General features: G+C 63.8%; 17 protein-coding genes. 9 read left to right on the top strand and 8 right to left on the bottom strand.

The features are described from left to right. Positions 1–95 precede the first annotated feature (95 nt). Positions 96–1,523: a mechanosensitive ion channel family protein gene (locus ACF8R4_RS03555; protein WP_060498185.1), complete on the bottom strand. Its 1,428-nt coding sequence runs from the start codon at positions 1,521–1,523 to the stop codon at positions 96–98. A 319-nt stretch (positions 1,524–1,842) separates the two neighbouring features. Here ACF8R4_RS03555 and ycaC (ACF8R4_RS03550) point away from each other — a divergent pair, with 319 nt between their 5' ends. The 4 genes from ycaC (ACF8R4_RS03550) to ACF8R4_RS03535 all read left to right on the top strand — a co-directional run bounded on the left by ycaC (ACF8R4_RS03550) (position 1,843) and on the right by ACF8R4_RS03535 (position 5,913). After that, positions 1,843–2,472 carry an isochorismate family cysteine hydrolase YcaC gene (gene ycaC / locus ACF8R4_RS03550; RefSeq protein WP_060498184.1) on the top strand — a complete coding sequence of 210 codons (630 nt, stop codon included), beginning with the start codon at positions 1,843–1,845 and terminating at the stop codon, positions 2,470–2,472. 117 nt (positions 2,473–2,589) lie between these two features. Then, a complete protein-coding gene (locus tag ACF8R4_RS03545) occupies positions 2,590–2,898 on the top strand; it encodes a hypothetical protein (RefSeq protein ID WP_060498183.1) in 309 nt (102 codons plus the stop codon). A 39-nt stretch (positions 2,899–2,937) separates the two neighbouring features. After that, complete coding sequence (locus ACF8R4_RS03540; RefSeq protein WP_392491699.1) at positions 2,938–3,756, top strand: alpha/beta fold hydrolase; 819 nt, start codon at positions 2,938–2,940, stop codon at positions 3,754–3,756. 315 nt (positions 3,757–4,071) lie between these two features. After that, positions 4,072–5,913 carry an amidohydrolase gene (locus ACF8R4_RS03535; RefSeq protein ID WP_177337091.1) on the top strand — a complete coding sequence of 614 codons (1,842 nt, stop codon included), beginning with the start codon at positions 4,072–4,074 and terminating at the stop codon, positions 5,911–5,913. A gap of 104 nt (positions 5,914–6,017) precedes the next feature. On the opposite strand, the gene ACF8R4_RS03530 is transcribed toward ACF8R4_RS03535, so the two are convergent. The 3 genes from ACF8R4_RS03530 to ACF8R4_RS03520 all read right to left on the bottom strand — a co-directional run bounded on the left by ACF8R4_RS03530 (position 6,018) and on the right by ACF8R4_RS03520 (position 9,902). Beyond that, positions 6,018–7,616: an MFS transporter gene (locus ACF8R4_RS03530; protein ID WP_156866868.1), complete on the bottom strand. Its 1,599-nt coding sequence runs from the start codon at positions 7,614–7,616 to the stop codon at positions 6,018–6,020. Position 7,617: 1 nt separating this feature from the next. Continuing rightward, positions 7,618–8,880, bottom strand: a complete 1,263-nt coding sequence (locus tag ACF8R4_RS03525) for an OprD family porin (RefSeq protein ID WP_060498179.1) — start codon at positions 8,878–8,880, stop codon at positions 7,618–7,620. Between the two features lie 110 nt (positions 8,881–8,990). Beyond that, positions 8,991–9,902 carry a LysR substrate-binding domain-containing protein gene (locus ACF8R4_RS03520; RefSeq protein WP_060498178.1) on the bottom strand — a complete coding sequence of 304 codons (912 nt, stop codon included), beginning with the start codon at positions 9,900–9,902 and terminating at the stop codon, positions 8,991–8,993. Between the two features lie 135 nt (positions 9,903–10,037). Here ACF8R4_RS03520 and ycaC (ACF8R4_RS03515) point away from each other — a divergent pair, with 135 nt between their 5' ends. Further along, positions 10,038–10,667 (top strand): isochorismate family cysteine hydrolase YcaC, encoded by a 630-nt coding sequence (ycaC, locus tag ACF8R4_RS03515; RefSeq protein ID WP_019096456.1) that lies wholly within the window; start codon positions 10,038–10,040, stop codon positions 10,665–10,667. 115 nt (positions 10,668–10,782) lie between these two features. On the opposite strand, the gene ACF8R4_RS03510 is transcribed toward ycaC (ACF8R4_RS03515), so the two are convergent. The 3 genes from ACF8R4_RS03510 to ACF8R4_RS03500 all read right to left on the bottom strand — a co-directional run bounded on the left by ACF8R4_RS03510 (position 10,783) and on the right by ACF8R4_RS03500 (position 14,766). Beyond that, complete coding sequence (locus tag ACF8R4_RS03510) at positions 10,783–11,076, bottom strand: hypothetical protein (protein ID WP_104833754.1); 294 nt, start codon at positions 11,074–11,076, stop codon at positions 10,783–10,785. 690 nt (positions 11,077–11,766) lie between these two features. After that, positions 11,767–13,554 (bottom strand): monovalent cation:proton antiporter-2 (CPA2) family protein, encoded by a 1,788-nt coding sequence (locus ACF8R4_RS03505; RefSeq protein ID WP_060498174.1) that lies wholly within the window; start codon positions 13,552–13,554, stop codon positions 11,767–11,769. Between the two features lie 237 nt (positions 13,555–13,791). Next, entirely contained in the window at positions 13,792–14,766 is a 975-nt protein-coding gene (locus ACF8R4_RS03500; protein ID WP_060498173.1) for a GlxA family transcriptional regulator, read from the bottom strand. A 137-nt stretch (positions 14,767–14,903) separates the two neighbouring features. Between ACF8R4_RS03500 and ACF8R4_RS03495 the strand changes: the two genes are divergently transcribed. Then, positions 14,904–15,266, top strand: a complete 363-nt coding sequence (locus ACF8R4_RS03495) for an AraC family transcriptional regulator (RefSeq protein WP_060498172.1) — start codon at positions 14,904–14,906, stop codon at positions 15,264–15,266. 72 nt (positions 15,267–15,338) lie between these two features. Continuing rightward, on the top strand, positions 15,339–15,965 hold the full coding sequence (gene ycaC, locus ACF8R4_RS03490; RefSeq protein ID WP_060498171.1) for an isochorismate family cysteine hydrolase YcaC: 627 nt from the start codon (positions 15,339–15,341) through the stop codon (positions 15,963–15,965). A gap of 119 nt (positions 15,966–16,084) precedes the next feature. Here the strand turns inward: ycaC (ACF8R4_RS03490) and ACF8R4_RS03485 are convergent, their stop codons facing one another. After that, positions 16,085–21,130: an AAA family ATPase gene (locus tag ACF8R4_RS03485; RefSeq protein ID WP_392491697.1), complete on the bottom strand. Its 5,046-nt coding sequence runs from the start codon at positions 21,128–21,130 to the stop codon at positions 16,085–16,087. A gap of 240 nt (positions 21,131–21,370) precedes the next feature. Between ACF8R4_RS03485 and ACF8R4_RS03480 the strand changes: the two genes are divergently transcribed. Further along, positions 21,371–22,363, top strand: a complete 993-nt coding sequence (locus ACF8R4_RS03480; protein WP_060498169.1) for a response regulator — start codon at positions 21,371–21,373, stop codon at positions 22,361–22,363. Then, a complete protein-coding gene (locus ACF8R4_RS03475) occupies positions 22,360–22,728 on the top strand; it encodes a response regulator transcription factor (protein ID WP_156866863.1) in 369 nt (122 codons plus the stop codon). The genes ACF8R4_RS03480 and ACF8R4_RS03475 overlap by 4 nt, the downstream gene beginning before the upstream one ends. The last annotated feature ends 9 nt before the right edge of the window (positions 22,729–22,737 follow it).

The following is a 22,737-nucleotide window of genomic DNA, read 5'->3' as shown; positions in this document are numbered from 1 at the left end:
GCGGGTGAACCCGCTCCTACAAGGGCTTTCACCGCCCGAGAGGGCAATGGTGGACATGTAGGAGCGGGTTTACCCGCGAAAGGGTCAGCACAGGCTTACTTGTGCAACCAGCTAAGGAAGCCGCCCTTCTTGATCAGCGCGGGCTTCTGCAGCAACAACGACTCCCGGCTCTGGCGCCGGAACCGCTGCAACTTGCTCAGCGCCGTCTGCACCTCGCCACGCTGCTGCAAACAGCTCTTCACCTGCTCCTTGTCGATCCGGTACAGCACGCAGCTGGTCAGCGTGCGGAACTCGGCCAGCGAATCCTCTTCATCGATGATTCCCTCGATCCCCAGCACCTCACCCGGCCCCATGCGCCCTGCTTCGACCAACTTGTCGCCATCGCGCACCGATGCCGAGATGACCCCGCTGCCAATCACCAACAGGTGATCGGAATGCTCGCCAACGCCCAGGATCACCTGATCCGCCAGGTACTCCACTGCCGTCATGCGCTGGCTCAGCGCATCACGCTCTTCATCGCTTAACGAGCGGAACACCCGCACCTCGTCCAGTACCTCGCGCTGACGGCTGCGCGGCGGCAGGGCCAGGTCCACGTTCCACATCACGCCGCTGGCCTCCAGGTGGCGGTGCGCAAGGTCGAACAGCTGGTTGCGTGCGTCGCCCTTGGCGCCTGCATCGGCCACGAAACCGCTGGCCTCGTACTCCACGGATTCCAGTGTCGAGGCCTTCACCGTCACTTTCGGCTTTGGGGTCTCAAGAATGGCACTGACGCCCTGCAGGGCCTTTTCCAGTGCATCGAACACCCGCTTGGGCCGCACCTTGGCCGGCACCACCACGCTGATCGATACCCCATGCACATCGGCCGGGCGGCTGTGGTTGAGCAGCCGGGCCTTGGCCGCCACCGAGTTGGGGATCACCGCCAGGCTGCCGGTGCCGGTCAGCAGGCGCGTGGCGCGCCAGTCGATGTCCAGCACCTTGCCTTCGGTGCCGTCGATAGAGATCGAGTCGCCAATCTGATAGGGCCGCGTGGTGTTCAGCACGATGCCGCTGAACACGTCGGCCAAGGTGCTCTGCAGCGCCAGGCCGATGACGATGGCCATCACCCCGGAAGTTGCCAGCAGGCCTTTCACCGGCAGCTGCATCACATAGCCGGCGGCAGCCACCACGGCGGCCAGGAAGATCAATGCCCCCAGCACATCCTGCAACAACCGCCCGCCATGGCTGCCACGGGCGACCAGCAGCAGGCCGAACACCACCGTGACCGTGCGTGCGCCAAACAGCCACCAGCCAATGGCCAATACCGTGGCCATGAGGTTGCGCGAGACATCGTCGGGCCAGGGTGGTGGTTGCAGCGGGCTCAAGCCGGCGGCTACCAGCACCGAGCTGAACAGCAGGAAGATCACCAGGCGCGTGCCGATGCGCCAGGCGCGGCGCTGGGTAGGGATGAGTTGCCAGAGCACGAGGTCGAGCAGGAGCAGGGCAGTACCGAGCAACAACGGGGACGACTGGATGAACGCCAGCATGGAAGTCTCGGGGGTGAGGGAGGGCTGTGGGTAGTAATAGAGCAGGTTTGCCGGGCAAGCAATGAAAGCCTGTACCGGCCTCTTCGCGGGCTTGCCCGCTCCCACAGGTACTGCGCTGGTTTTGAATCTGGTGCGATCCCTGTGGGAGCGGGCGAGCCCGCGAAGAGACCAGCAAATCCAACACCAATCTATCGTTCTTAAAACAGAACGCTAAAGCCAAAAACCGCTATCTACCGCTCCAAAGGTGATGGTTTTAATCTTCTCCCATCAACGCGAAACACCCCACTTACTGAACATCAAAACCCTTAGGAGCTACCCCATGAACAACTTCAAATACAACCGCCTGAACAAAGACGACGCCGCTGTCCTGCTGGTCGATCACCAGGCTGGCCTGCTGTCCCTGGTCCGCGACATCGAGCCGGACGCATTCAAGAACAACGTGCTGGCCCTGGCCGACCTGGCCAAGTTCTTCAACCTGCCGACCATCCTCACCACCAGCTTCGAACAAGGCCCCAACGGCCCGCTGGTTCCCGAGCTGAAAGCCCTGTTCCCGGACGCCCCGTACATCGCCCGCCCAGGCCAGATCAACGCCTGGGACAACGAAGACTTCGTCAAGGCCGTGAAGGCCACCGGCAAGAAGCAACTGATCATCGCCGGCGTGGTGACTGAAGTGTGCGTAGCCTTCCCGGCCCTGTCGGCCCTGGAAGAAGAGTTTGACGTGTTCGTGGTTACCGATGCCTCCGGCACCTTCAACGCCATGACCCGCGACGCCGCCCACGACCGCATGAGCCAGGCCGGCGCCCAGCTGATGACCTGGTTCGGCGTGGCCTGTGAGCTGCACCGCGACTGGCGCAACGACATCGAAGGCCTGGCCGCGCTGTGCTCCAACCACATCCCGGACTACCGCAACCTGATGACCAGCTACAACGCCTTCAACGCTGGCAAGTAAGCCAAACCGCCCCGGGCACCGGCAGTCGGTGCCCGCCAAGGGCAGCACACCCATCCAATCCTCCGCCCGTTCACCGTTGCACAGTGGATGCGGGCAAGCTCATCCCAAGGAACGCCGATGAACACCGCAACCCAAGACAACCGCGACGTGGTGACCGTATGCCTGCAACACCAGGTGATCGACACCGCTTCGAGCACCCCGGTTTCACAACCGCCTCGCTGGAAGCAGGCGCTGCTGACCTACCTGGTGATCTGCCCGATGACCATGGTCATTCCGCAACTGCTGGCGCCGCTGTTCGCACGCTTCCCGCAGCTGGGCGGCCCGATCACCGGCAACCTCATCGTCAACCTGTTCGTCATCCTGCCCGTGGTGTTCTACATCATGCCTTGGGTTACCCGCCGCTGCGCCAACTGGCTGCGCGGCTGAGCCACGCCTTCACCTCGACACCTTCAAGGAGATACCGACATGAGCACATTTGTTACCCACGATGGCACTTCGATCTATTTCAAGGACTGGGGCAGCGGCAAGCCCGTGCTGTTCAGCCACGGCTGGCCGCTGGATGCCGACATGTGGGATTCGCAGATGGAGTTCCTGGCCAGCCGCGGCTACCGCACCATCGCCTTCGACCGCCGGGGCTTCGGCCGTTCGAGCCAGCCGTGGAACGGTTACGACTACGACACCTTTGCCGACGACATTGCCCAGCTGATCGAACACCTCGACCTGCGTGATGTGACCCTGGTGGGCTTCTCGATGGGTGGCGGCGATGTCAGCCGCTACATCGCCCGCCACGGCAGCGAGCGGGTGGCCGGGCTGGTGTTGCTGGGGGCTGTGACGCCGGTATTCGGCAAGCGCGACGACAACCCTGAGGGTGTCGACCTGTCAGTGTTCGAGGGTATCTGTGCCGGCCTGCGTGCCGACCGCGCGCAGTTCATCGCCGACTTTGCCACGCCGTTCTATGGCCTGAACCATGGGCAGCAGGTGTCCCAGGGCGTGCAAACGCAAACCCTGAACATCGCGCTGATGGCCTCGATCAAGGGCACCCTGGATTGCGTGACGGCGTTCTCCGAAACCGACTTCCGCCCGGACATGGCCAAGGTCGATGTGCCGACGCTGGTGATTCATGGCGACGACGACCAGATCGTGCCGTTCGAAGCCACCGGCAAGCAGGCGGCAGAGCTGATTCGCGGGGCTGAGCTGAAGGTGTATGCCGGTGCGCCACACGGGTTTGCGGTGACCCATGCGCAGCAGCTGAATGAGGATTTGCTGGCGTTTCTCCAGCGGTAATTGCGGGAGGCATTCGGGGGTTTACCCGCGAAGAGGCCAGCCCTGGCAGCACAAATGTTGATCAGGGCTAACCTTCTACAGCCCACCGCACATCCATCCAAGCCCTGACCCAGCGTCAACCGGCATGCTCCGCAGTTGCGCCTGCTGCTGCCGAACCCAGAGACGGAGAACACCATGTCCCAGGACCGCAACGACAAGACCCGTCGCCAGTTCCTCGCCACCAGCACCGTGCTCGGTGCCGCCGGCGCGCTCTGGTCCGCATTGCCCTTCACCGGCCAAGCCGGTTCCGCTCACGCATCCACCCAAGGAGGTTCCATGACCGCCGACCTGATTCTGTTCAACGGCAAACTGCACACCGTTGACCGCGAAAAGCCTACTGCGACCGCCGTTGCCATCAAGGATGGCCGCTTCATCGCCGTGGGTAACGACGCCGAGGCCATGGCCCACAAGGGCGCCACCACGCAAATCGTCGACCTCAAGCAGCGCACGGTCATCCCCGGCCTGAACGACTCGCACCTGCACCTGATCCGCGGTGGCCTGAACTACAACCTGGAGCTGCGCTGGGAAGGCGTGCCGTCGGTGGCTGATGCCCTGCGCATGCTCAAGGACCAGGCTGCGCGCACGCCAACCCCGCAGTGGGTACGTGTGGTGGGTGGCTGGAACGAGTTCCAGTTCGCCGAAAAACGCATGCCCACCCTGGAAGAAATCAACCAGGCTGCACCCGATACCCCGGTGTTCCTGCTGCACCTCTACGACCGCGCCTTGCTCAACCGCGCAGCGCTGAAGGCCGTCGGCTACGACAAGAGCACCCCGAACCCGCCGGGTGGCGAGATCCAGCGTGACAAGTTCGGCAACCCGACCGGCATGCTCATCGCCCGCCCCAACGCGATGATCCTCTACGCCACCCTGGCCAAAGGGCCGAAGCTGCCGCTGGAATACCAGGTCAACTCCACCCGCCAGTTCATGCGTGAACTCAACCGCCTGGGCCTGACCAGCGCCATCGACGCTGGCGGCGGCTACCAGAACTTCCCCGACGACTACTCGGTGATCCAGGAGCTGGCCGACAATAACCAGCTGACCGTGCGCATCGCCTACAACCTGTTCACCCAGAAGCCCAAGGAAGAGCTGGACGACTTCAAGAAGTGGACCTCCAGCGTCAAGCTGCACAGCGGCACCGATTTCCTGCGCCATAACGGCGCCGGCGAAATGCTGGTGTTCTCCGCCGCCGACTTCGAGGACTTCCTCGAACCGCGCCCGGACCTGCCGCAAACCATGGAAGAAGAACTGGAACCGGTGGTGCGCCACCTGGTCGAGCAGCGCTGGCCGTTCCGCCTGCACGCCACCTACAACGAATCCATCACGCGCATGCTCGACGTGTTCGAGAAGGTCAACCGCGACATCCCGTTCAACGGCCTGCCGTGGTTCTTCGACCACGCCGAAACCATCACCCCCCAGAACATCGAGCGCGTGCGTGCCCTGGGCGGTGGTATCGCCATTCAGGACCGCATGGCCTTCCAGGGGGAATACTTCGTCGACCGTTACGGCGCCAAGGCGGCAGAACAGACCCCGCCGATCAAGCGCATGCTCGACATGGGCGTGCCGGTCGGTGCCGGTACCGATGCCACCCGCGTGTCCAGCTACAACCCATGGACTTCGCTGTACTGGCTGGTCAGCGGCAAGACCGTTGGCGGCATGGAGCTTTACCCGGAAGGCCTGAGCCGCGATACCGCGCTGCAACTGTTCACCCAGGGCAGTGCCTGGTTCTCCAGCGAGCAGGGCAAGAAAGGCCAGATCAAGGTGGGGCAGCTGGCTGACCTGGCGGCGTTGTCGCTGGACTTCTTCAGCGTTGATGAAGAGGCGATCAAGGGCATCGAGTCGGTACTGACCATTGTCGATGGCAAGGTGGTGTACGGCGCTGCCGAATTCGACAAGCTGGGCCCGCCACAGGTGCCGGTACTGCCGGAATGGTCGCCGGTGGCCAAGGTGCCAGGGCACTGGCGCGTGGGTACGCCATCGCTGGCGGCAGCCGTGCATCAGTGTTCGGGGCCGTGCGGGGTACATGCGCACAGTCATGACAAAGCGCGTAAATCGAGTGTGCCGGTCAATGACTTCCAGGGCTTCTGGGGGGCGCTGGGCTGTTCCTGCTTTGCTTTCTAAGCTGAGCTGATGTGAAGAAGGGGCCAGTTTCTGGCCCCTTTTTTTACTCCTTCAGTACTGGCCTCATCGCGGGCTTGCCCGCGAAGAGGCCGGAAAAGCCAACATCAGTGGTGAGCCTTGTGCTCCCCGCCTGCCAGCAGATGCCGAATTTTCACTTCAACCCCATCCGTCTGCAGCATCCGCACCCGCGCCTCGATCTTCAGCTCACCCCGGGTCACCCGATGGTGATGCCGCAAATGCTCCAGCCACGACTCTTCGAAGAAAAACTCCAGCCAAAGCGCCGGGTCTGCACTGTCGCGCATCAATCCCCAGGACAGTGCCCCATTGCGCTTGCGCATGGCTTCCAACTCCCGCGCCGCCAGCTGGAAGGCTTCGGCCTTGGCCGGGTCGATGTGATACTCCACCGTCACCATCACCGGCCCGCTTTCCTTGTCCATGTCATCGTTCAGCACCGGCACGGGCCAATGCAACGACGGTGTCAGCTCTTCGGCTTCGGTTTCCGGCAGGGTCACCTTGCAGGTCAGCAATGTACCCAGGGCCAAGCCACCCGCCGCCAGCAGCAGGCTCAAGGTGATCGACGCATGGCTGGCCAGCGTGCCCCACAGCAACCCGCCACACGCCATGGCACCAAAGAAGATCAGGATGTACACCGACAACGCCCGCGCCCGCACCCAGGCCGGCACCGAGGTTTGCGCCGCCACCTGCAGGTTGGACAGCACCGCGATCCACGCCGCCCCGCTGAGCAGCATCGCCGGCAGCAGCACATAGAAGTTGCGCACAAGCGCCAGCGCCAGCAGGAACAGCGCATACAGCAGGCTGGCGAACAGCACCAGGCGGTCGCGGCTGATGCGTTCGCGCAGGCGCGGCAGCAGGGTGGCGCCGGCCACCGCGCCAATGCCGATGGCCGCCAGCAGCAGGCCGAAGTCGGCAGCAGTGCCGTGCATTTCGCCGCGCACGATCAGCGGCAGCAGCGAGGTGCCGGCGCTGGCACAGAAGAAGAACGCCACGGCCCGCAACAGCACAGCCTGCAAGGGTTTGGCACTGCGCGCGAAGCGCAGGCCGGTGCGCATGGCGCCCACGAAGCGCTCGGCTGGCAGCAGCGGCTCCTTCACCTCGCGCTTCCACAGGAACAACACCAGGATCACCCCGGCGAACGAAATGGCATTCAGGGCAAAGGTCAGCCATGGGCCGACCAGGCTCACCACCACGCCGGCCAAGGCCGGGCCGATGGCGCGGGACACATTGATGCCGACACTGGAGATGGCCACCGCGTTGGCCAGGTCTTCTTTGCCTACCAGTTCCGGCGTCAGCGCACTCCAGGCCGGCATCATCAGCGCCGTGCCGATGCCCAGTGCCAGGGTCAGCACCAGCAGCAAGGTCACGTTCATCAGCCCGAGCAGGGTAAGGGTTGCCAGCACCACGGCCACGGCAGACATCCACAGCTGCACCAGCAACAGGTAGCGGCGCTTGTCGACGATATCCGCCGCTGCGCCCGCTGGCAGGGCCAGAAAGAACATCGGCAGGGAGCCGGCCACCTGGATCAGCGCCACGTGCAGCGGGCTGGCCGACAGCGTGGTCATCAACCAGCCGGCGCCCACCTCGTGCATCCAGGTGCCGATGTTGGAGGCGATGGTGGCGATCCACAGCATGCGAAAGGTGGTATTGCGCAACGGGCTCCAGGCGCCTGAAGGGGATGTGCTCATGTCAGAAGCTGCCTTTGAGTGGGTATTCGATGATCAGGTAGATGCGGTCGATGTCATCGCCGGCCTGGGCCTGGTTGGCACGGTGGCTGACGTGGGAGAACGACAGGCTCAGGTCCTTGGCGGCGCCTGACTGCACCACGTATTTCAGGTCGATGTCGCGTTCCCAGTGTTTGCCGCCATCGCCGTACTGGCCCACGTAGGCGCCACCCGTGGGTGCATGGCTGCCGTCGATGCCACGGCCGCTGACGTAGCGGCCCATCAGGCTCAGGCCGGGGACGCCGAGGGTGGCGAAGTTGAGGTCGTAGCGCAGTTGCCACGAGCGCTCGCCCGGGCCGTTGAAGTCGGCGTACTTGATCGAGTTGGCCAGGTAGATGGAGTCGCCGCCGACGAAGTCGAACGGGGTGTCGCCCTCGACCTTCTGGTAGGCCAGGCTCAGCGCCTGGGCGCCGAAGCTGTACTTGGCCAGCAGGCTGTAGGCGAGAGTATCGATGGCTCCGGCGCTAGCACTGCCGGTGTCGCGGGTTTTGTAGAGGTTGCCGTCCACGCGCCAGTTGCCTTCGGCCAGGTTCAGGTTGAGGTAGGCCTGGCGCCAGGTGTCCTCCAGCTGCCCGGCATACAATGCCGCGCCGAACGGCCCGTCGGGTGCGAAGGAGGCACCGGCCACGCTGATGGCCCGGTTGTGCGTGGTGGCGCCGTAGCCGCTGAAGTCGTCGTGGGTGGAGCTGTTGTCCTGGTTGTTGAAGGCGGTGAAACGCCCGGCTTGCAGGCGCCAGTCGGGCAGGTCGGTGTTCTGCACGAACCAGCCGGTGGCGTACTCCGGGTGCAGTCGCTTGTCGCCGGTGTCGAACACCGGTGTTTCCACGTTCATTTCGCCGTAGCGCAACTGGGTGTTGCCCAGGCGCAGTTTGAGCGCCGCGCCGGCGCTGGAGTAGTCGGATTCGGCACGGCCATTGCTGTCGCGTGGCAGCAAACCGGTGCCGGCATGGCCACGGCCGCCGTCGAGCTTCAGGCCAAGAAAACCGTGGGCGTCGATGCCCACGCCAACCGTGCCTTCAGTGAAGCCCGAGCGGACCTCGCCGATGAAGCCTTGGGCCCATTCCTGGCGGTAGTTCTGGCCGCTGGCAGAGGGCGAGCGGAAGTCGCTGTGCAGGAAGTAGTTGCGGCTGAGCAACGACCAGCCGGGTTCGTCGGCCTGGCTGAGTGCGGGGCAGAGGGCGAGGGTGGCGAGCAGGGCGCGGCCTGGTCCGTGAGTGGCGCGGATCATGGGGGGCTCCGGGGGATGATCCGGGACTGTGGAGCAAGGATAGGCCAGGGGTCTTGTAAGGGTGTGCTGGGATCTGTTTTGGCTGTTCCGGCCCTTTCGCGGGCCAACACTCAAGCCATGTCGCTGATGGCAAACTCCTCAGCCAGATGATCAATCAATGCCCGTACCGAAGGCAGCAACCCCCGCCTCGATGGAAAAATGGCATGCACGATGCCGCAACGCGGATGCCAGTCGGGTATCAACTCCACCAACCGCCCCGCAGCCAGGTCTTCGCGCACCGCCACTCGCGGCAAATGCGCAATCCCCACCCCAGCCACCACGAAATGGCGCAGGGCAAACAAATCGTCAGTCACCATGCGCGGCCTATGCGGGATGACAATGCTGCGGCTGCTGTCTTCACCCTGGAACAGCTCCCACTGGTACTCACGCTGTGCGCTGCCCCAATGCAGGCTCGGCAGCGTGCCGAGCAGCTGCGGATCGAAGCCCTTGGGCAATTGCTTCAGGTACTGCGGCTGGCCCACCAGGCACTGGGTACTGTTGCTCAGTACCTTCATCACCATGTCGGTGTTCTCCAGCGGTGGAAAGCGCACCCGCAGGGCAATGTCGAAGCCCTCATGCAACAGGTCGACGCGGCGGTTGGTACTTTCGATGAACAGCTCCACCTGCGGGTACTTGAGCATGTAGCGGGTCAGCATCGGCCCGACCCAGGAGTTGAGCAGGGTGGTGGGGCAGCTGATACGCACCAGCCCGCGCGGCTCGCTGCGGTTGCGCTCGATGATCTCCGCCGCGCCCTCGGCCTCCACGCGCATGGCCAGGCAGCGGTTGTAGTAGGCCTGGCCGATTTCGGTGAGCGAGCAGTGGCGGCTGGTGCGGTGCAGCAGGCGCACGCCCAGGCGGTCCTCAAGGTCGGCGATGCGCCGGCTGAGCTTTGACTTGGGCATGTCCAGCGCTCGGCCTGCCGGGGCGAAACCACCGTGCTCTACAACCTGGGTGAAGTAGTAGAGGGAATTGAGGTCTTCCAATGATCGTTCTCCAAACGGAACGCTAAGGGCGGTTTTCGCAGTCTAGTGCAGCAAAGGTGATGATTTTAATCTGTGCCCATCAACGCGAAACACCCCGAATAGCTGAAAAATTCAAAAACCTTAGGAGCACAGACCATGAGCAAATTCACCTACAACCGCCTGAACAAAGACGACGCTGCCGTACTGCTGGTAGACCACCAGGCTGGCCTGCTGTCGCTGGTGCGCGACATCGAGCCGGACAAGTTCAAGAACAACGTGCTGGCCCTGGCTGACCTGGCCAAGTTCTTCAACCTGCCGACCATTCTCACCACCAGCTTCGAGCAAGGCCCCAACGGCCCACTGGTGCCAGAGCTGAAAGCACTGTTTCCGGATGCGCCGTACATCGCTCGCCCTGGCCAGATCAATGCCTGGGATAACGAAGACTTCGTGAAGGCGGTGAAGGCCACCGGCAAGAAGCAGCTGATCATTGCCGGTGTGGTGACTGAGGTTTGTGTAGCCTTCCCAGCGCTGGCTGCCCTGGAAGAAGAGTTCGATGTGTTTGTGGTGACCGATGCGTCCGGCACCTTCAACGAGATGACCCGCGATGCAGCCCATGACCGCATGAGCCGGGCGGGTGCCCAGCTCATGACCTGGTTTGGCGTGGCCTGTGAGCTGCACCGCGACTGGCGCAACGATATCGAAGGGCTGGCGGCGCTGTGCTCCAACCACATTCCGGATTATCGCAACCTAATGACTAGCTACAACGCGCTGACTGCGGGTAAGTAATTAATCAGTAGCAGTACGCATAAAGGCCGGTTCCCTCTGTAGGGAGCCGGCCTTTTTTGTTTGCTGTACCGGCCTCTTCGCGGGTAAACCCGCGAAAGGGCCGGCACAGGCAACATCAATTCATGGGCTGTGACTCAATCCCATCCAGCAATGCCTCAACCAACCCTTCTGCCATTTCGAGTGCATTCAGGTTGCTCCAGAACAGGCTTTTGCCCGTGTCATCCAGATGCTCCAGGGCTTTATAGCCACAGTCATAGGCACCGCGCAGGTACTGGGCGACATGTACCAAGGCGTCGTGGGCGGAGACGCCTGGGTTCACGGTGAACAATGGGGGATGGCCGGCATCGCAGCGGCTGAAAGGGCGTTGTGTGGTGTCGGGGAGGGGGGGATCCGGAACAATCTTTTTCATAGCCAAACTCCGATAGAGGTTGGCCGGCACCATCCGTTTCCACGCGAAGGGTGGCGGCTGCACGCGGGGTGGAAAGCCGGGCTATCGGAACCCCGGCAGGCCATACGGCCTCCCGCGTGCAACTGCCATGACGACAGCTGTTCCGATTACCTGCCGGGTTTCCACACCCGATCGCTGAACCGACAGCGACCCGGTCAGCCTAGAGAGCAGGGCTTCCACGGACAATCAGACGGGCGTCGACACGGTGTGTAGGATAAATGCTCGGAGGCGGCGGTAACGTAGGAAATGGTTGGCCGGGAAGTAGGACCTTGCTGAGAATCGGACGATTCTGTGATGTTTTTGGGTGCGCGTAATGGCGGCGAGGTGATCGTCAGGAGGTTGCAGGATGGCCTCCAGGTGCCAGGCGATAGGTTTTTGGCGCCTGTGAGATCGAGCGCCGCCCGCGCGGCGCATCGCGAGCTACGCTCGCTCCTACGTTTGTTTCGGGCCAGTAACGCCTGCGGCAGACGCGCGCGACCGTCTTGTTTGTACGACGCGATATTGCGCCATGTGCCAAGGCGTACGCGCGCAAATTCCCCAGGAATAATTGGCCCGAAACAAACGTGGGAGCGAGCGCAGCTCGCGATGCGCCGCGCGGGCGGCGCTCGATCTCATAGGCGCCACCCCCCTCAAGGCGTACGCCAAAGGCCTTCAATCCGCATCCGAATCAAACAACCGCTCCAACTCCACCCGCGCCTCCTTGGCCGTCTGCATCACCTTGGCCCTGTCATCGCGCACCTGCCCCTGGGCCACCAGCACTTCCTCGTCATGCTGGGTAAACCGCGCAATCCGGTCCGCCGCCTGTTCATCGCTCAAGCCCAACCCTACCAATGCCCGGCGGGTCATCTCCAGGCTGGAGTAGAACATCTCGCGAATCGGCTCTGCACCCACATCCACCAACTTGTGCACATGCTGGCGGTTACGTGCCCGGGCCAGCACTTTCAGGTGCGGGTACAGGCGCTTCACGCGTTCAGCCGTATGAATGGCAGCTTCCGGGTCATCGATGGTGATGATGAAGTACTCCGCCTCACCCACCTTGGCCGCATGCAGCACTTCGGGGCGGAGCGGGTCGCCGTAGAACACCGGTACCTGTTCGAACATGCGGGTCATTTCGATGGTGTCCACCGAGGTTTCCAAGGCGATGAACGGGATCTTCTGTGCCCGCAGGATGCGCGCAACGATCTGGCCCATGCGGCCCATGCCGACGATCACCACCCGCGGCGTATCCGTCTGGATCTGCTTGTACTGCTCAGGCACTTCCCGCACAGGCTGCGGGCGCTTGAGGGCGCGGGCGCAGCCCAGCATCAGCAGTGGGGTGATGGCCATGGACAGGGTGATGGTCATCAGCAGCAGGTCGTAAGTCTGGGTGTCGAACAGCCCCTGGTCCTTGCCCAGCTTGAACACCACGAAGGCGAACTCGCCGCCGGCAGCCAGCACCATGCCCAAGCGCAGGGCGCTGGCGCTGTTCAGGCCACCGGCCAGGCGGCCGACGCCAATCAGCAGCACCAGCTTCACCGCCACCAGCAGCAGGGTCAAACCCAGCAGCACCAGCGGCATTTCCAGCAACAGGCGCAGGTTGGCGCCCATGCCGACGCTGATGAAGAACAGCCCCAGCAGCAGGCCCTTGAACGGTTCGATCTGCGATTCCAGCTCGTGGCGGTACTCCGAGTCGGCCAGCAGCAAGCCGGCGAGGAACGCCCCCAAAGCCATCGAAACACCGGCTTCTTCCATCAGCCAGGCGGTGCCGATCACCACCAGCAACGCGGTGGCGGTGGACACTTCGGGCAGGCCGGTGCGGGCCACGGTGCGGAACACCGGGCGCAGCAGGTAGCGGCCGCCGATGATGACCACGGCGATGCTGGCGAATACCTTCAAGCCGTGTTGCAGGCTGTCGCCGTGGCTGGTGTCCGGGCCACTGGCGGCCAGTAATGGAACCAAGGCAATCAGCGGGATGGCGGCGATGTCCTGGAACAGCAGGATGGCGAAGGCAAGGCGGCCGTGTGGGGCATTCAGCTGCTTGCTCTCAGCCAGACTCTGCAGACCGAGGGCTGTGGAGGACAGCGCCAGGCCCAGGCCAAGTACGATGGCTGCTGGCAGTGTCTGGCTGAAGCCGAACAGGGCGATGGCGCCGATCAGCGCGCCGGTCAGCAGCACTTGGGCGGTGCCGACGCCGAACACTGATTTGCGCATCAGCCACAGGCGCTTGGGTGACAGTTCCAGGCCGATGATGAACAGCAGCAGCACCACGCCCAGCTCGGAAATGTGCGCCACGCTTTCGGTGTCGCGGATCAGGCCCAGTGCCTGCGGGCCAATGATAACGCCTGCGAGCAGGTAGCCGAGTACGGCGCCTAGCTGCAGCCGTTTGGCCAGGGGGACGGCGAGGACTGCGGCGAGCAGGAAGATGACGGCGGTTTGCAGAAGGCTGCCTTCGTGTGGCATTGGCTCGTACTCCATGAGCTGCCGGGGCAGCGTTTGAACAGTTTGGCCGACAATTCTGGGGAATGAGGGGGTGGTAGACAATCTGCTTTCAGGGAGAAAGATTGTCCCGAAGAATGAGACAACCTGTGTCGGCCTCTTCGCGGGCGCGCCCGCTCCCACAAGTACGGCACAACCCTTCAGGCCTGTGTTATCTCTGTGGGAGCGGGCATGCCCGCGAAGAAGGCAGCGCAGATCTAACTATCCATCGCCACCAAACTGCGCCCGATACTGCGCCGGCGTCATGCCAATCCGCTCGCAGAACACCTTGCGCATATGCCGGTCACTGCCAAACCCGCACTGCGCCGCCACCACCTTCAACGGCAGGTCGCTGCCTTCCAGCAGCTTGCGCGCCCGGTCGATCCGCGCATTCTGCAGGTACTGCAACGGCGTTATCCCCACCTCGCGCTGGAACGTGCGGGCGAAATTACGGCTGCTCATGGCCACCAGGTCGGCCATCTTCTGCACGGTAAACGCCTGCTCGATATGGTCGACGATGTGCGCCTGTACCCGGGCAATCGGCGAATCATCACGCGGCACCGCCGCCAGCAACGGCCCGTACGGGGTCTGCCCGCCTTGGCGATGACGGGCGACCAGCAGCACCTTGGCCACTTCCAGGGCCAGCGCCTTGCCGTGGTCCTCGGCCACCACCGCCAGCGCCAGGTCGATACCCGCAGTGATCCCGCCCGAAGTAATCAGGCAGCGGTCGATCACATAGATCTGCTCGGTCTCGACCTTGGCCTGAGGAAATGCCCGCGCCAGGCGCTCCACGTAATTCCAGTGGGTGGTGCAGCGGTAGCCGTCCAGCAACCCCGCCCGGCCCAGCAGGAACACCCCGGTACAAATGGCACCAAAGCGCTTGGCGCTGTGCACCGCCCGTGGCAACCAGCGCTCCAGCGCTGGCAAGGCAATGTCATACGCGCCAGGGCCGCCGGGCACCAGCAACAGGTCGACGGCGTCCGGCAAGTCTTCCAGGCGCAGGTCGGCCACCACTTTCAGACCACAGGAGCCGCGCACCGCTGCTTGCCCTTCGGCCAGGGTGAGCAGCCGGTATTGCCGCTCTGCCGGCAAAAAACGGTTGGCGATGGCGAACGCATCCATGGGCCCGGTCACATCCAGCAAGAGCACATCGTTGAACAGCACCATGGCCACGGTGCGGTGAGCATTTACCTGCATGCTTCTTCGCTCGGTAGCTGAATACAACGTGCATCTTACGGTATACCGCCGCGCACAATTAAGAATAATTCAGGTTTGGCTCAGGACTTTGTCATGTGCCGGGGGCGAGACTTTCTGCATTCAACAGGAGAGTCGCCATGCACCCCGGCATGCCCCAAGCGCCGCTGCAAACCCCCGGCGCACTGACGCCCGCGCGGTTGCGCCAGGCCAAGGAACTGATGCTGCGCAGTTCGCTGTCGATCATCGAGATCGCCAGCGTATGCAACCTCACCCGCAGCCACTTCTCCCGCGCCTTCAAGGTCAATACCGGCCTTTCGCCCCAGGCCTGGCGCCTGCTGGCACGCATGGAAAAGGCCAAGCGTCTGCTCGTCACCGAAGCGCCGATAACCCATGTGAGCCTGGAATGCGGCTTTTGCGACCAGGCCCATTTCACCCGCGCCTTCAGCCGCCTGGTTGGCCAGCCGCCCAAGGCCTGGCGACAGGCGCAGGCCATTTCTTAAGCCGTATCTATCCACCGGTATAGCCCCTTGCGGACAGTGCCGGCCCGTCATCCCAACCCAAGGAGTCACCCCATGAGCCAACCTGATTACAAGCGCTTGAACAAAGACGACGCCGTGGTCCTGCTGGTGGACCACCAGACCGGCCTGATCTCGCTGGTGCAGGACTTCTCGCCCAACGAGTTCAAGAACAACGTGCTGGCCCTGGGTGACCTGGCCAAGTTCTTCGGCCTGCCAACCATCCTCACCACCAGCTTCGAGCAAGGCCCGAACGGCCCGCTGGTGCCCGAGCTGAAAGAAATGTTCCCGGATGCGCCCTACATTGCCCGCCCCGGCCAGATCAACGCCTGGGACAACGAAGACTTCGTCAAGGCAATCAAGGCCACCGGCCGCAAGCAGCTGATCATTGCTGGCGTGGTAACCGATGTGTGCGTGGCATTCCCGACCTTGTCGGCACTGGCTGAAGGCTTTGAGGTGTTTGTGGTGACCGATGCTTCGGGTACCTTCAACGAAACCGTGCAACAGGCAGCGTGGGTACGCATGACCCAGGCGGGCGCGCAAATGATGAACTGGTTTTCGGTGGCGTGTGAGCTGCACCGTGACTGGCGCAACGATATCGAAGGGCTGGGTAACCTGCTGTCGCAGCGCATTCCCAACTACCGCAACCTGATGAACAGCTATGCGGCGTTGACCTCGCGTTAATGTAAACCTGTACCGGCCTCTTCGCGGGTAAACCCGCTCCCACAGGAGTGGTGCGTAACCTGAGGGCTGTGGAGTCCCTGTGGGAGCGGGTTTACCCGCGAAAGGGCCGGTACAGGCTGTTAAGGATTCACAGGCAGAGTGAAGCGAATCCGGCAACCACCCAGCTCGGATGCCAGTGCCTGCAACTCCCCACCATGGGCCTGCACCACCGAACTGCAGATCGCCAGCCCCATCCCCATACCACCGCTCTTGGTGGTGTAGAACGCCCCGAACACCTGCTCCCGTTCTTCAGGCGCAATTCCCGGCCCGTTGTCGTCCACGCAAATCTCCACCGCATCCCCGACGACCGCCGAAGCAATCCGCAGCACCCCATCGCCGCGATACCCCGCCAGCGCCTCCAGCCCATTGGTAATCAGGTTGAACACCAGTTGCTGCAACTGCACCGGGTCGGCCATCACGCTCACCCCTGCCTGCAAGCGTGTCTGCACGTCCACCGTGCCCTTGGCGGCTTCGGCCGAGGTCAGACGCACGACCTCACGGATCAGCTCATCCAGCTTCACGGCCTTGAGCTGCACCGGCGATTGTTTGGCCAGCGAACGCAGTGCACGCACGATGTTGGCAGCACGCTCGCTGTCGTTGCGGATGTCTTCCAGGCCGGCAATCGCTTCTTCCAGGTCGGGCTTGGCGCGCTTGAGCCAGCGCAGGCTGGCGGCGGCGTTGGAGGCAATCCCCAGCAACGGCTGGCTGATCTCATGGGCGATGGACACCGACAGCTCGTTCATCACCTGCAGGTGCGCACTGCGGGCCAGCTCTGCACGAGAGCGGCGCAGCTCGGCCTCTATCTGGGCGCGGCTCTGGTTGTCTTCGGCCAGGCGCGTATAGAACTTGGCGGTTTGCAGCGACACCGCCGCCTGCGAGGCGAGGATCTCCAGCATGGCCAGGCGCTGGCTGCCGAACAGATTGGGCACCAGGCGGTTTTCCAGGTACACCAGGCCGATCAGCACGCCCTGGATCACCAGCGGCAGGCACAGCACCGAGCGGGCATTGCGCGCCTGCAGCTCATGGCGAAAGGCTTCGGGACAGTCGCTTTGGGCATCGTTGAGCACCAGTGGCTTGCGTGTGCGCATGGTGGCGTTGATGACCGACAGTGGTGCTTGGGTCATGAACTTCTGGCAGTTGTCCATGCTCACGTGCAGCCCGGCATCGTCGATGTAGGCGAGGGCAGCCATCTGGAATTCGGCACCGCTGACGATCAGCAGCGCGCCATGGTCAGCACCTGAATGCTGGGTCAAATGGCCCATCAAGGTTTCGATCAGCCCTTCGAGCAGCACTTCTTCGGACAACGCGCGCGCCGCTTCTATGCCGGCTTCCAGGTCCCGCTTGGCCTGGTGGTCGGTGTGGCAGGCCTCCTGGATCGGCTGGGTGCGCAAGAAGGGGTGCAGCGCCTCCAGCTGATGCACCTTGCCGGTCGCCCCCCAGATATGGAAGCAGTCGCGGGCAATGCGCAGGTGCAGGTTGGCACCGGAAATCAGGCCGCTGGGGATGCATACCTCGGCCAGCTGTTCATGGGCCAGGGCCTGCTCGTGGATGAAGCCGGCAGCGGCGGCTGCGATCTGCGCCTGGTCGAAGCAGCGGATGGCACTCAGGCCGTCGCCTTCGAGCTTGGCGATCACGCCTTCGATCAGCAACAGCTTGTTGCGGAAGGTGGCCGGGTTGAAACCGGCCCAGCGGCCGAAGCGCTCGCGCAGGGCCTGTAGCTCGCGCAGCTTGTCGGCAATGCTGCCAGCGGCCTCGGGGCTGCCCAGGGCCAGGCCGCGGAACAGGTGAAAGTCTGCCAGGTTGATGTGCGCCGGTACTGCCCAGGTGTTGTCTGCGGCCAGTGCCAGGTTGCGCATGGCCTGCGGGATATTGCCCAGGTAGAAGTCGCACATGCCGGCGAACAGGTACTGGAAGAACCGCGTCGTGGGCGATTTCGAGGCTGTGGCCGAGGCTGGGCAGGGCGTGCCGCTCAAGCGGGTGACGAACGCTTGCTGGGCTAGCAGGATCTGCTCGACGTCGCGGTAACCGTAGCGACGTACGGTGGTCAGGCCTTGCGCCAGTTCCTCTACCACGTCTGGCAGGTAACGGCCCATGAACAGCGAGTCGGAAACCAGGTGGTTGCAGGCGTAGCAGCTCATCGCCAGGTCGCCGCTCAGGCGCCCTGAATCGACCGCATCCAGCGCGGTACGGCGGGTGAACTCCATGGGCGAGGTCCAGGCGCTGACCTGGTCCAGGGCCAGCAGCGCGCTGGTCAGGTCCGCGTCGAAGCCGTGCCGTTCAATCAGCTTGAGTGCGGCCAGGCAGCAGGCGTGGCCATCATGGTAAGCGCCGAAACGCTCGGCAATCATCACCCCGTACCAGGCCATGCCATAAGTGCTGCCCGGGGCAGCACCGTGCAGCAGCGACAGCTCCATGAGCTTGGCCAGGTGCAGGAAGCAGATGTCGTCTTTGACGAAAAACGATGACGACAGGGTGGCCAGCAGGCTGATGGCAACCGTCACTTCTTCCGAATCGGTGCGCTGCAGCGACTCCAGACAGTGCCGCCCTTTCTGTTCGACCAAGGCCTGCACATGGGCATGACTCGCCTCGACCTGTTGCCAGTCGATGCCCCGTACCGGGCTTATACCCAGCAAGTCCAGGCCGGATATGGCGCTGTCGATGGCCGCCTGATAGTCGCCGCGCAAGGTATGCAGCAGTGCCTGCAGGCGGCACACCCGCGCCTGGTCCAGCGTCGAACGTGCGCGCTGGCGGCATTCGGTGATCCGGGCTTCGGCTGCGATCATTCGCGACAGTTGCATGTCGCACTCCGTCGCCATGCAGGCGATGGCAAAGCCATGTGTGGCGCGGCTTTCCAGCGTGGCGCCGTGCTGCAGCAGCTGCTCGGCGGTGTGCAGGTAGCCTGCGCTCTGCTCGAAAGCGCCACCGTCGCGCGCGCGCGTTGCTGCTTCGCGCAAAAGCTGCAGGAACGCTTCGCAGTCATCTGCTGCAAACCCGCATGGGCTGGCGCGTTGCAGCTGGCTGGCGAGCTCGAACAGTGCTTCGTGCAGGTGGCGTGGCCAGGCCTGTCGCATGGCCAGGGCAATACGTGCATGCAGTTGGGTACGTTCGCGTATGGGCGTGAGCGCGTACGCGGCTTCCATCACCCGCTCATGGGCAAAGCCCAGGCCGTTCTGGCCCTGTTGCAGGAAACCCTCGCCAATCAAGGCTCTCAACGGTTCGCCAGGCGCCTGGGCAAGGACCTGCTGAAGCAAGCGCTCATCGCAGCGGCTACCCGCCGCGCTGGCCACCCGCAGCAGATCGCGCTGCGGCATCGGCAGGCGGGCCAGGCGGTGGATCATCAGGTCGGCGACATTGTCGGAGTAGCGGTGGCGGGCCACGGCCTGCAGGCACCATGACCAGCGCATGGCCTGGGTGTCGAAGGTGAACAGCTGGTCCTCGACCATGGCCCGGAGGATCTGATGGATGAAGAACGGGTTGCCCGCCGTCTTGTCGTGCACCAGCACGGCCACCGGCAATGCGTCCTCGGGGCCGATGTGGTAGCGCTCGCCGATCAGCTCGGACACCGCGTCCACACCCAGAGGCCGCAGGTTCAGCGTGGTGCTGCGCACCGTTGCGGGCAGGCTAAGGGGGGCACTGCTGGCTGGCGCATCATTGCGTCGGGCGACGATCAACAGCAGGTTGCCGGGTGCGTGAGCCAGCAGTTGCGTCAACAGTTGCTGGCTGGCGTCGTCAGCCCACTGCAGGTCATCGAAGAACAGCACCAGCGGCTGACCGGGGCTGCTGAACACCTGCAAGAACTCGACGATCGCCCGTAGCTCCTTCTGCAGTGCCAGGCGCGTGGGCTTGGCCGGCAACGCGGGCAAGGGGCCAAGGATCAGTTGCAGGTCTGGTGCCAGCTTGCCGAGCAGCCGGCCATGGCCTTTGATGCGGCGCAGGATCTCGCGGCGCAGGCTGTCGAGGGCCTGGCTGCTCTTGGCCAGCAACTGGGTGGTCAGCGCACCGAGAATGTCGACCCAGGGTGCGTAGGGCACGGTTTGGGCAACGCTGTTGCACTTGCCGATGGCCCAGTAACCCTGGGCGTTGGCTTTGAGTGCTGCCTCGACCAGAGTCGACTTGCCCATGCCGGTGGCGCCGTTGATGAACAGGGCTTGCGGCTTGCTGTCGCGGCGCAGGGCCTTGAGCAGCAGGGCGATGGCCTTCTGTTCGGCGCAGCGGCCATACAGGCGTTCGCGGCCAGGCGTGGCGGGGTCGGCGCAGCCTGGCTCGAAGCCCTGAATGGTCTTGCTGGCGGCCCATTGCCGCTGGCAGTGGGCCAGGTCTACCGCCAGGGCGCGCGCACTCTGATAGCGGGCGTCGGGCTCCTTGGCCAGCGCCTTGGCCAGCACCCGGCTCAGCGGCTGTGGCACGTTGCTGTCCACTTCGCAGGCCGCCCTTGGCTGCACGCCGGCATGCAGCTGGCGCCAGTGCTGAGTGTCGCGCCCTGCCAGCGGCAGTTCACCCAGCAGCAACTGGTACAGGATCGCACCCAGGGCATAGATGTCACTGCGCTGATCGCTGCTGCTGCCGTGCGGGCAGACCTGTTCCGGTGCCAGGTACGACCAGTTGCCGAGGGGGGCGCCTTGTTCGCCAATCAGTTCCGCCAGGTCGGCGCGAAAACAGCCTAGGCGCACTCGCTGGCTGGCGTACAGGCACACGTACTCGGGTTGTAGCGCGCCATGCAGCACATTGCCTGCGTGAGCCTGTGCCAAGGCATTGGCCGCATTTACCGCGATGTCGAGAAATGGCGCTAGGGCTGCCGGGCCTTCGGCGATCAGGTCGGCGACTGAGTGGCCAGCCGGGTACACCAGCAGCGGGCCTTCGGCTGAACGCACGAACGCAGACGGGATCACCGCCCACTGCGGGTCCAGTTGCAGGCGGTAGTCTCTTTCCAGGCGCTGACAGGCGGCGGGGGCCTCAAGTGGGGCGCGCACGGCGATCCAGGCCTGATGGGTGGCCGGGTCGCGCAGGCGAAAGTAGCTGAGCTCGCCTTCCTGGCCCAGCGCGCTGATGTCGCACCGGTTCAGCCAGCCCTCGTCGACCGACTGGTCGTATTCGATGGGCCTGTGGGCAAGGCGTTCATCGAGCATAAAGCACCCCCTGCTAGCGACATCCTGAGTCGCGAGTATACGCAGCGGGCCCAGTAAGGATGCGGCTTGTAGCCTGCCTGGCAGGAACGGGCACGCTGTTGTCCGTTATCGCACCCTGCGGGCAGGCGGGCTTTTGTATAGTCCTGAGGGCAACCTATCCCTCGGGATAATTGTGTGAACGCGTACGCTGTCCTAGCCTGCCCGGGGCTGCGTAAACGCCCATGCCCGCGTGAGGACGCCATGATCCGAATAGGCAATGCCCAAGTGTCGCTGGAGCGGCGAGAAGTGTTTCTCGACGGCAAGCCGATCCTGTTGGGTGGCCGCGCATTCGAGGTGTTGGCCACGTTGATCAAGGCCAAGGGCCGGGTGGTCGGCAAGGACGAACTGTTCAGCCAGGTGTGGGCCGGCACGGTGGTCGAGGACAACAACCTGCAGGTGCAGGTGTCCTTGCTGCGCAAGGCCTTTGGCGACCGTGGGCTGATTCAGACCGTATCCCGCCGGGGCTACCGCCTGGCTGCCGAGATAAGCCTTGATGTCCCTTGCCAGGCGCCGGGCCACTTGCCGCAGGGCGCCGGTGCCGACATGTTTGGGCCCTTGGAAGACAGTGCGAATGTACCGGTGCTGGTGGTGGACGATGACCCCTCGGTGCGTACGGCACTGGGCCGCCTGCTGCGCTTGCAGGGTATTCCGCATCATTTGTTCGCCAGTGCCGACGCGTTGTTCGAAGCCCGTCTGGAAACCCCCTGCGCCTGCCTGCTGCTCGATATGCACCTGCCCGATACCACTGGCCTTGAGGTGCAGCACGCCCTCCGCCAGCTGGGGCTGCCTTGGCCGATCGTGTTCATGACCGGTTTCGGCACCATCCCGATGACGGTGCAGGCCATGCGTGCGGGGGCAGTGGAGTTCCTGACCAAGCCTTTTGATGAAGACCAGTTGCTGACGCTGCTGCAGGCCGTGCGCACCCAGGCTGTGGTCGATGGGCGCAAATGGCACCATGCGCGGCAGGTCGAGGCAAAGTACCAACGCCTGACCCAGCGTGAGCGCCAGGTGTTCTCGCTGGTGGTCGATGGCCTGTCGCACAAGCAGATCGCCAGGCAGATCGGCACCAGCGAAGTGACGACCAAGGTGCACAAGAAAAACATCATGAACAAGATGCAGTCCCGCTCGCTGGTGGAACTGGTGGCCATGCACAACATCATCGGGGCGCGGGTAGAGGGCCTGGCCGGCGCATGAGCAAATGGGTGTGCATCGTCGATGACGATGCTTTGGTGCGCAAAAGCCTGGCCAACCTGCTGCGTTCGGCCGGGTTCGAGAGCTTGGCGTTTGCTGCGGGGGATGTATTCCTGGGTTCGGAGCTGGCGCGGCAGGCGGGCTGTGTGCTGCTCGACCTGAAAATGCCCGGAATGAGCGGGCTGGCCGTGCAGCGCAAGCTGGCCCGGCAGCAGTGGCGGTTGCCGGTGATCTGCATGTCGGCGCATTGGGATGATGACGCGGTGCATGCGGCGATGAGCCTTGGGGCATTGGCCTGCCTGGGCAAGCCTTTTTCTGAAGAGGTGCTGCTAAGAGTGGTTGAAGAGGCATTGGCGGGCGGGCAGTGATGTGCTGCC

The sequence above is a fragment of the Pseudomonas sp. FYR_2 genome (assembly GCF_043106425.1).
Lineage (GTDB): Bacteria > Pseudomonadota > Gammaproteobacteria > Pseudomonadales > Pseudomonadaceae > Aquipseudomonas > Aquipseudomonas monteilii.
Note: the sequence above shows the minus strand (reverse complement) of the source record. Positions and strands in the feature narration are given on the sequence as shown.

Bases quoted from the DNA above. Each gene is read 5' to 3' on its own strand.
- ACF8R4_RS03510 (WP_104833754.1), bottom strand. From the start codon at position 11,076: ATGAAAAAGATTGTTCCGGATCCCCCCCTCCCCGACACCACACAACGC.
- ACF8R4_RS03480 (WP_060498169.1), top strand. From the start codon at position 21,371: ATGATCCGAATAGGCAATGCCCAAGTGTCGCTGGAGCGGCGAGAAGTG.
- ACF8R4_RS03475 (WP_156866863.1), top strand. From the start codon at position 22,360: ATGAGCAAATGGGTGTGCATCGTCGATGACGATGCTTTGGTGCGCAAA.
- ACF8R4_RS03535 (WP_177337091.1), top strand. From the start codon at position 4,072: ATGACCGCCGACCTGATTCTGTTCAACGGCAAACTGCACACCGTTGAC.
- ycaC (WP_019096456.1), top strand. From the start codon at position 10,038: ATGAGCAAATTCACCTACAACCGCCTGAACAAAGACGACGCTGCCGTA.
- ycaC (WP_060498171.1), top strand. From the start codon at position 15,339: ATGAGCCAACCTGATTACAAGCGCTTGAACAAAGACGACGCCGTGGTC.
- ACF8R4_RS03525 (WP_060498179.1), bottom strand. From the start codon at position 8,880: ATGATCCGCGCCACTCACGGACCAGGCCGCGCCCTGCTCGCCACCCTC.
- ACF8R4_RS03530 (WP_156866868.1), bottom strand. From the start codon at position 7,616: ATGAGCACATCCCCTTCAGGCGCCTGGAGCCCGTTGCGCAATACCACC.
- ACF8R4_RS03495 (WP_060498172.1), top strand. From the start codon at position 14,904: ATGCACCCCGGCATGCCCCAAGCGCCGCTGCAAACCCCCGGCGCACTG.
- ACF8R4_RS03505 (WP_060498174.1), bottom strand. From the start codon at position 13,554: ATGCCACACGAAGGCAGCCTTCTGCAAACCGCCGTCATCTTCCTGCTC.
- ACF8R4_RS03500 (WP_060498173.1), bottom strand. From the start codon at position 14,766: ATGCAGGTAAATGCTCACCGCACCGTGGCCATGGTGCTGTTCAACGAT.
- ACF8R4_RS03540 (WP_392491699.1), top strand. From the start codon at position 2,938: ATGAGCACATTTGTTACCCACGATGGCACTTCGATCTATTTCAAGGAC.
- ACF8R4_RS03485 (WP_392491697.1), bottom strand. From the start codon at position 21,130: ATGCTCGATGAACGCCTTGCCCACAGGCCCATCGAATACGACCAGTCG.
- ACF8R4_RS03555 (WP_060498185.1), bottom strand. From the start codon at position 1,523: ATGCTGGCGTTCATCCAGTCGTCCCCGTTGTTGCTCGGTACTGCCCTG.
- ycaC (WP_060498184.1), top strand. From the start codon at position 1,843: ATGAACAACTTCAAATACAACCGCCTGAACAAAGACGACGCCGCTGTC.
- ACF8R4_RS03545 (WP_060498183.1), top strand. From the start codon at position 2,590: ATGAACACCGCAACCCAAGACAACCGCGACGTGGTGACCGTATGCCTG.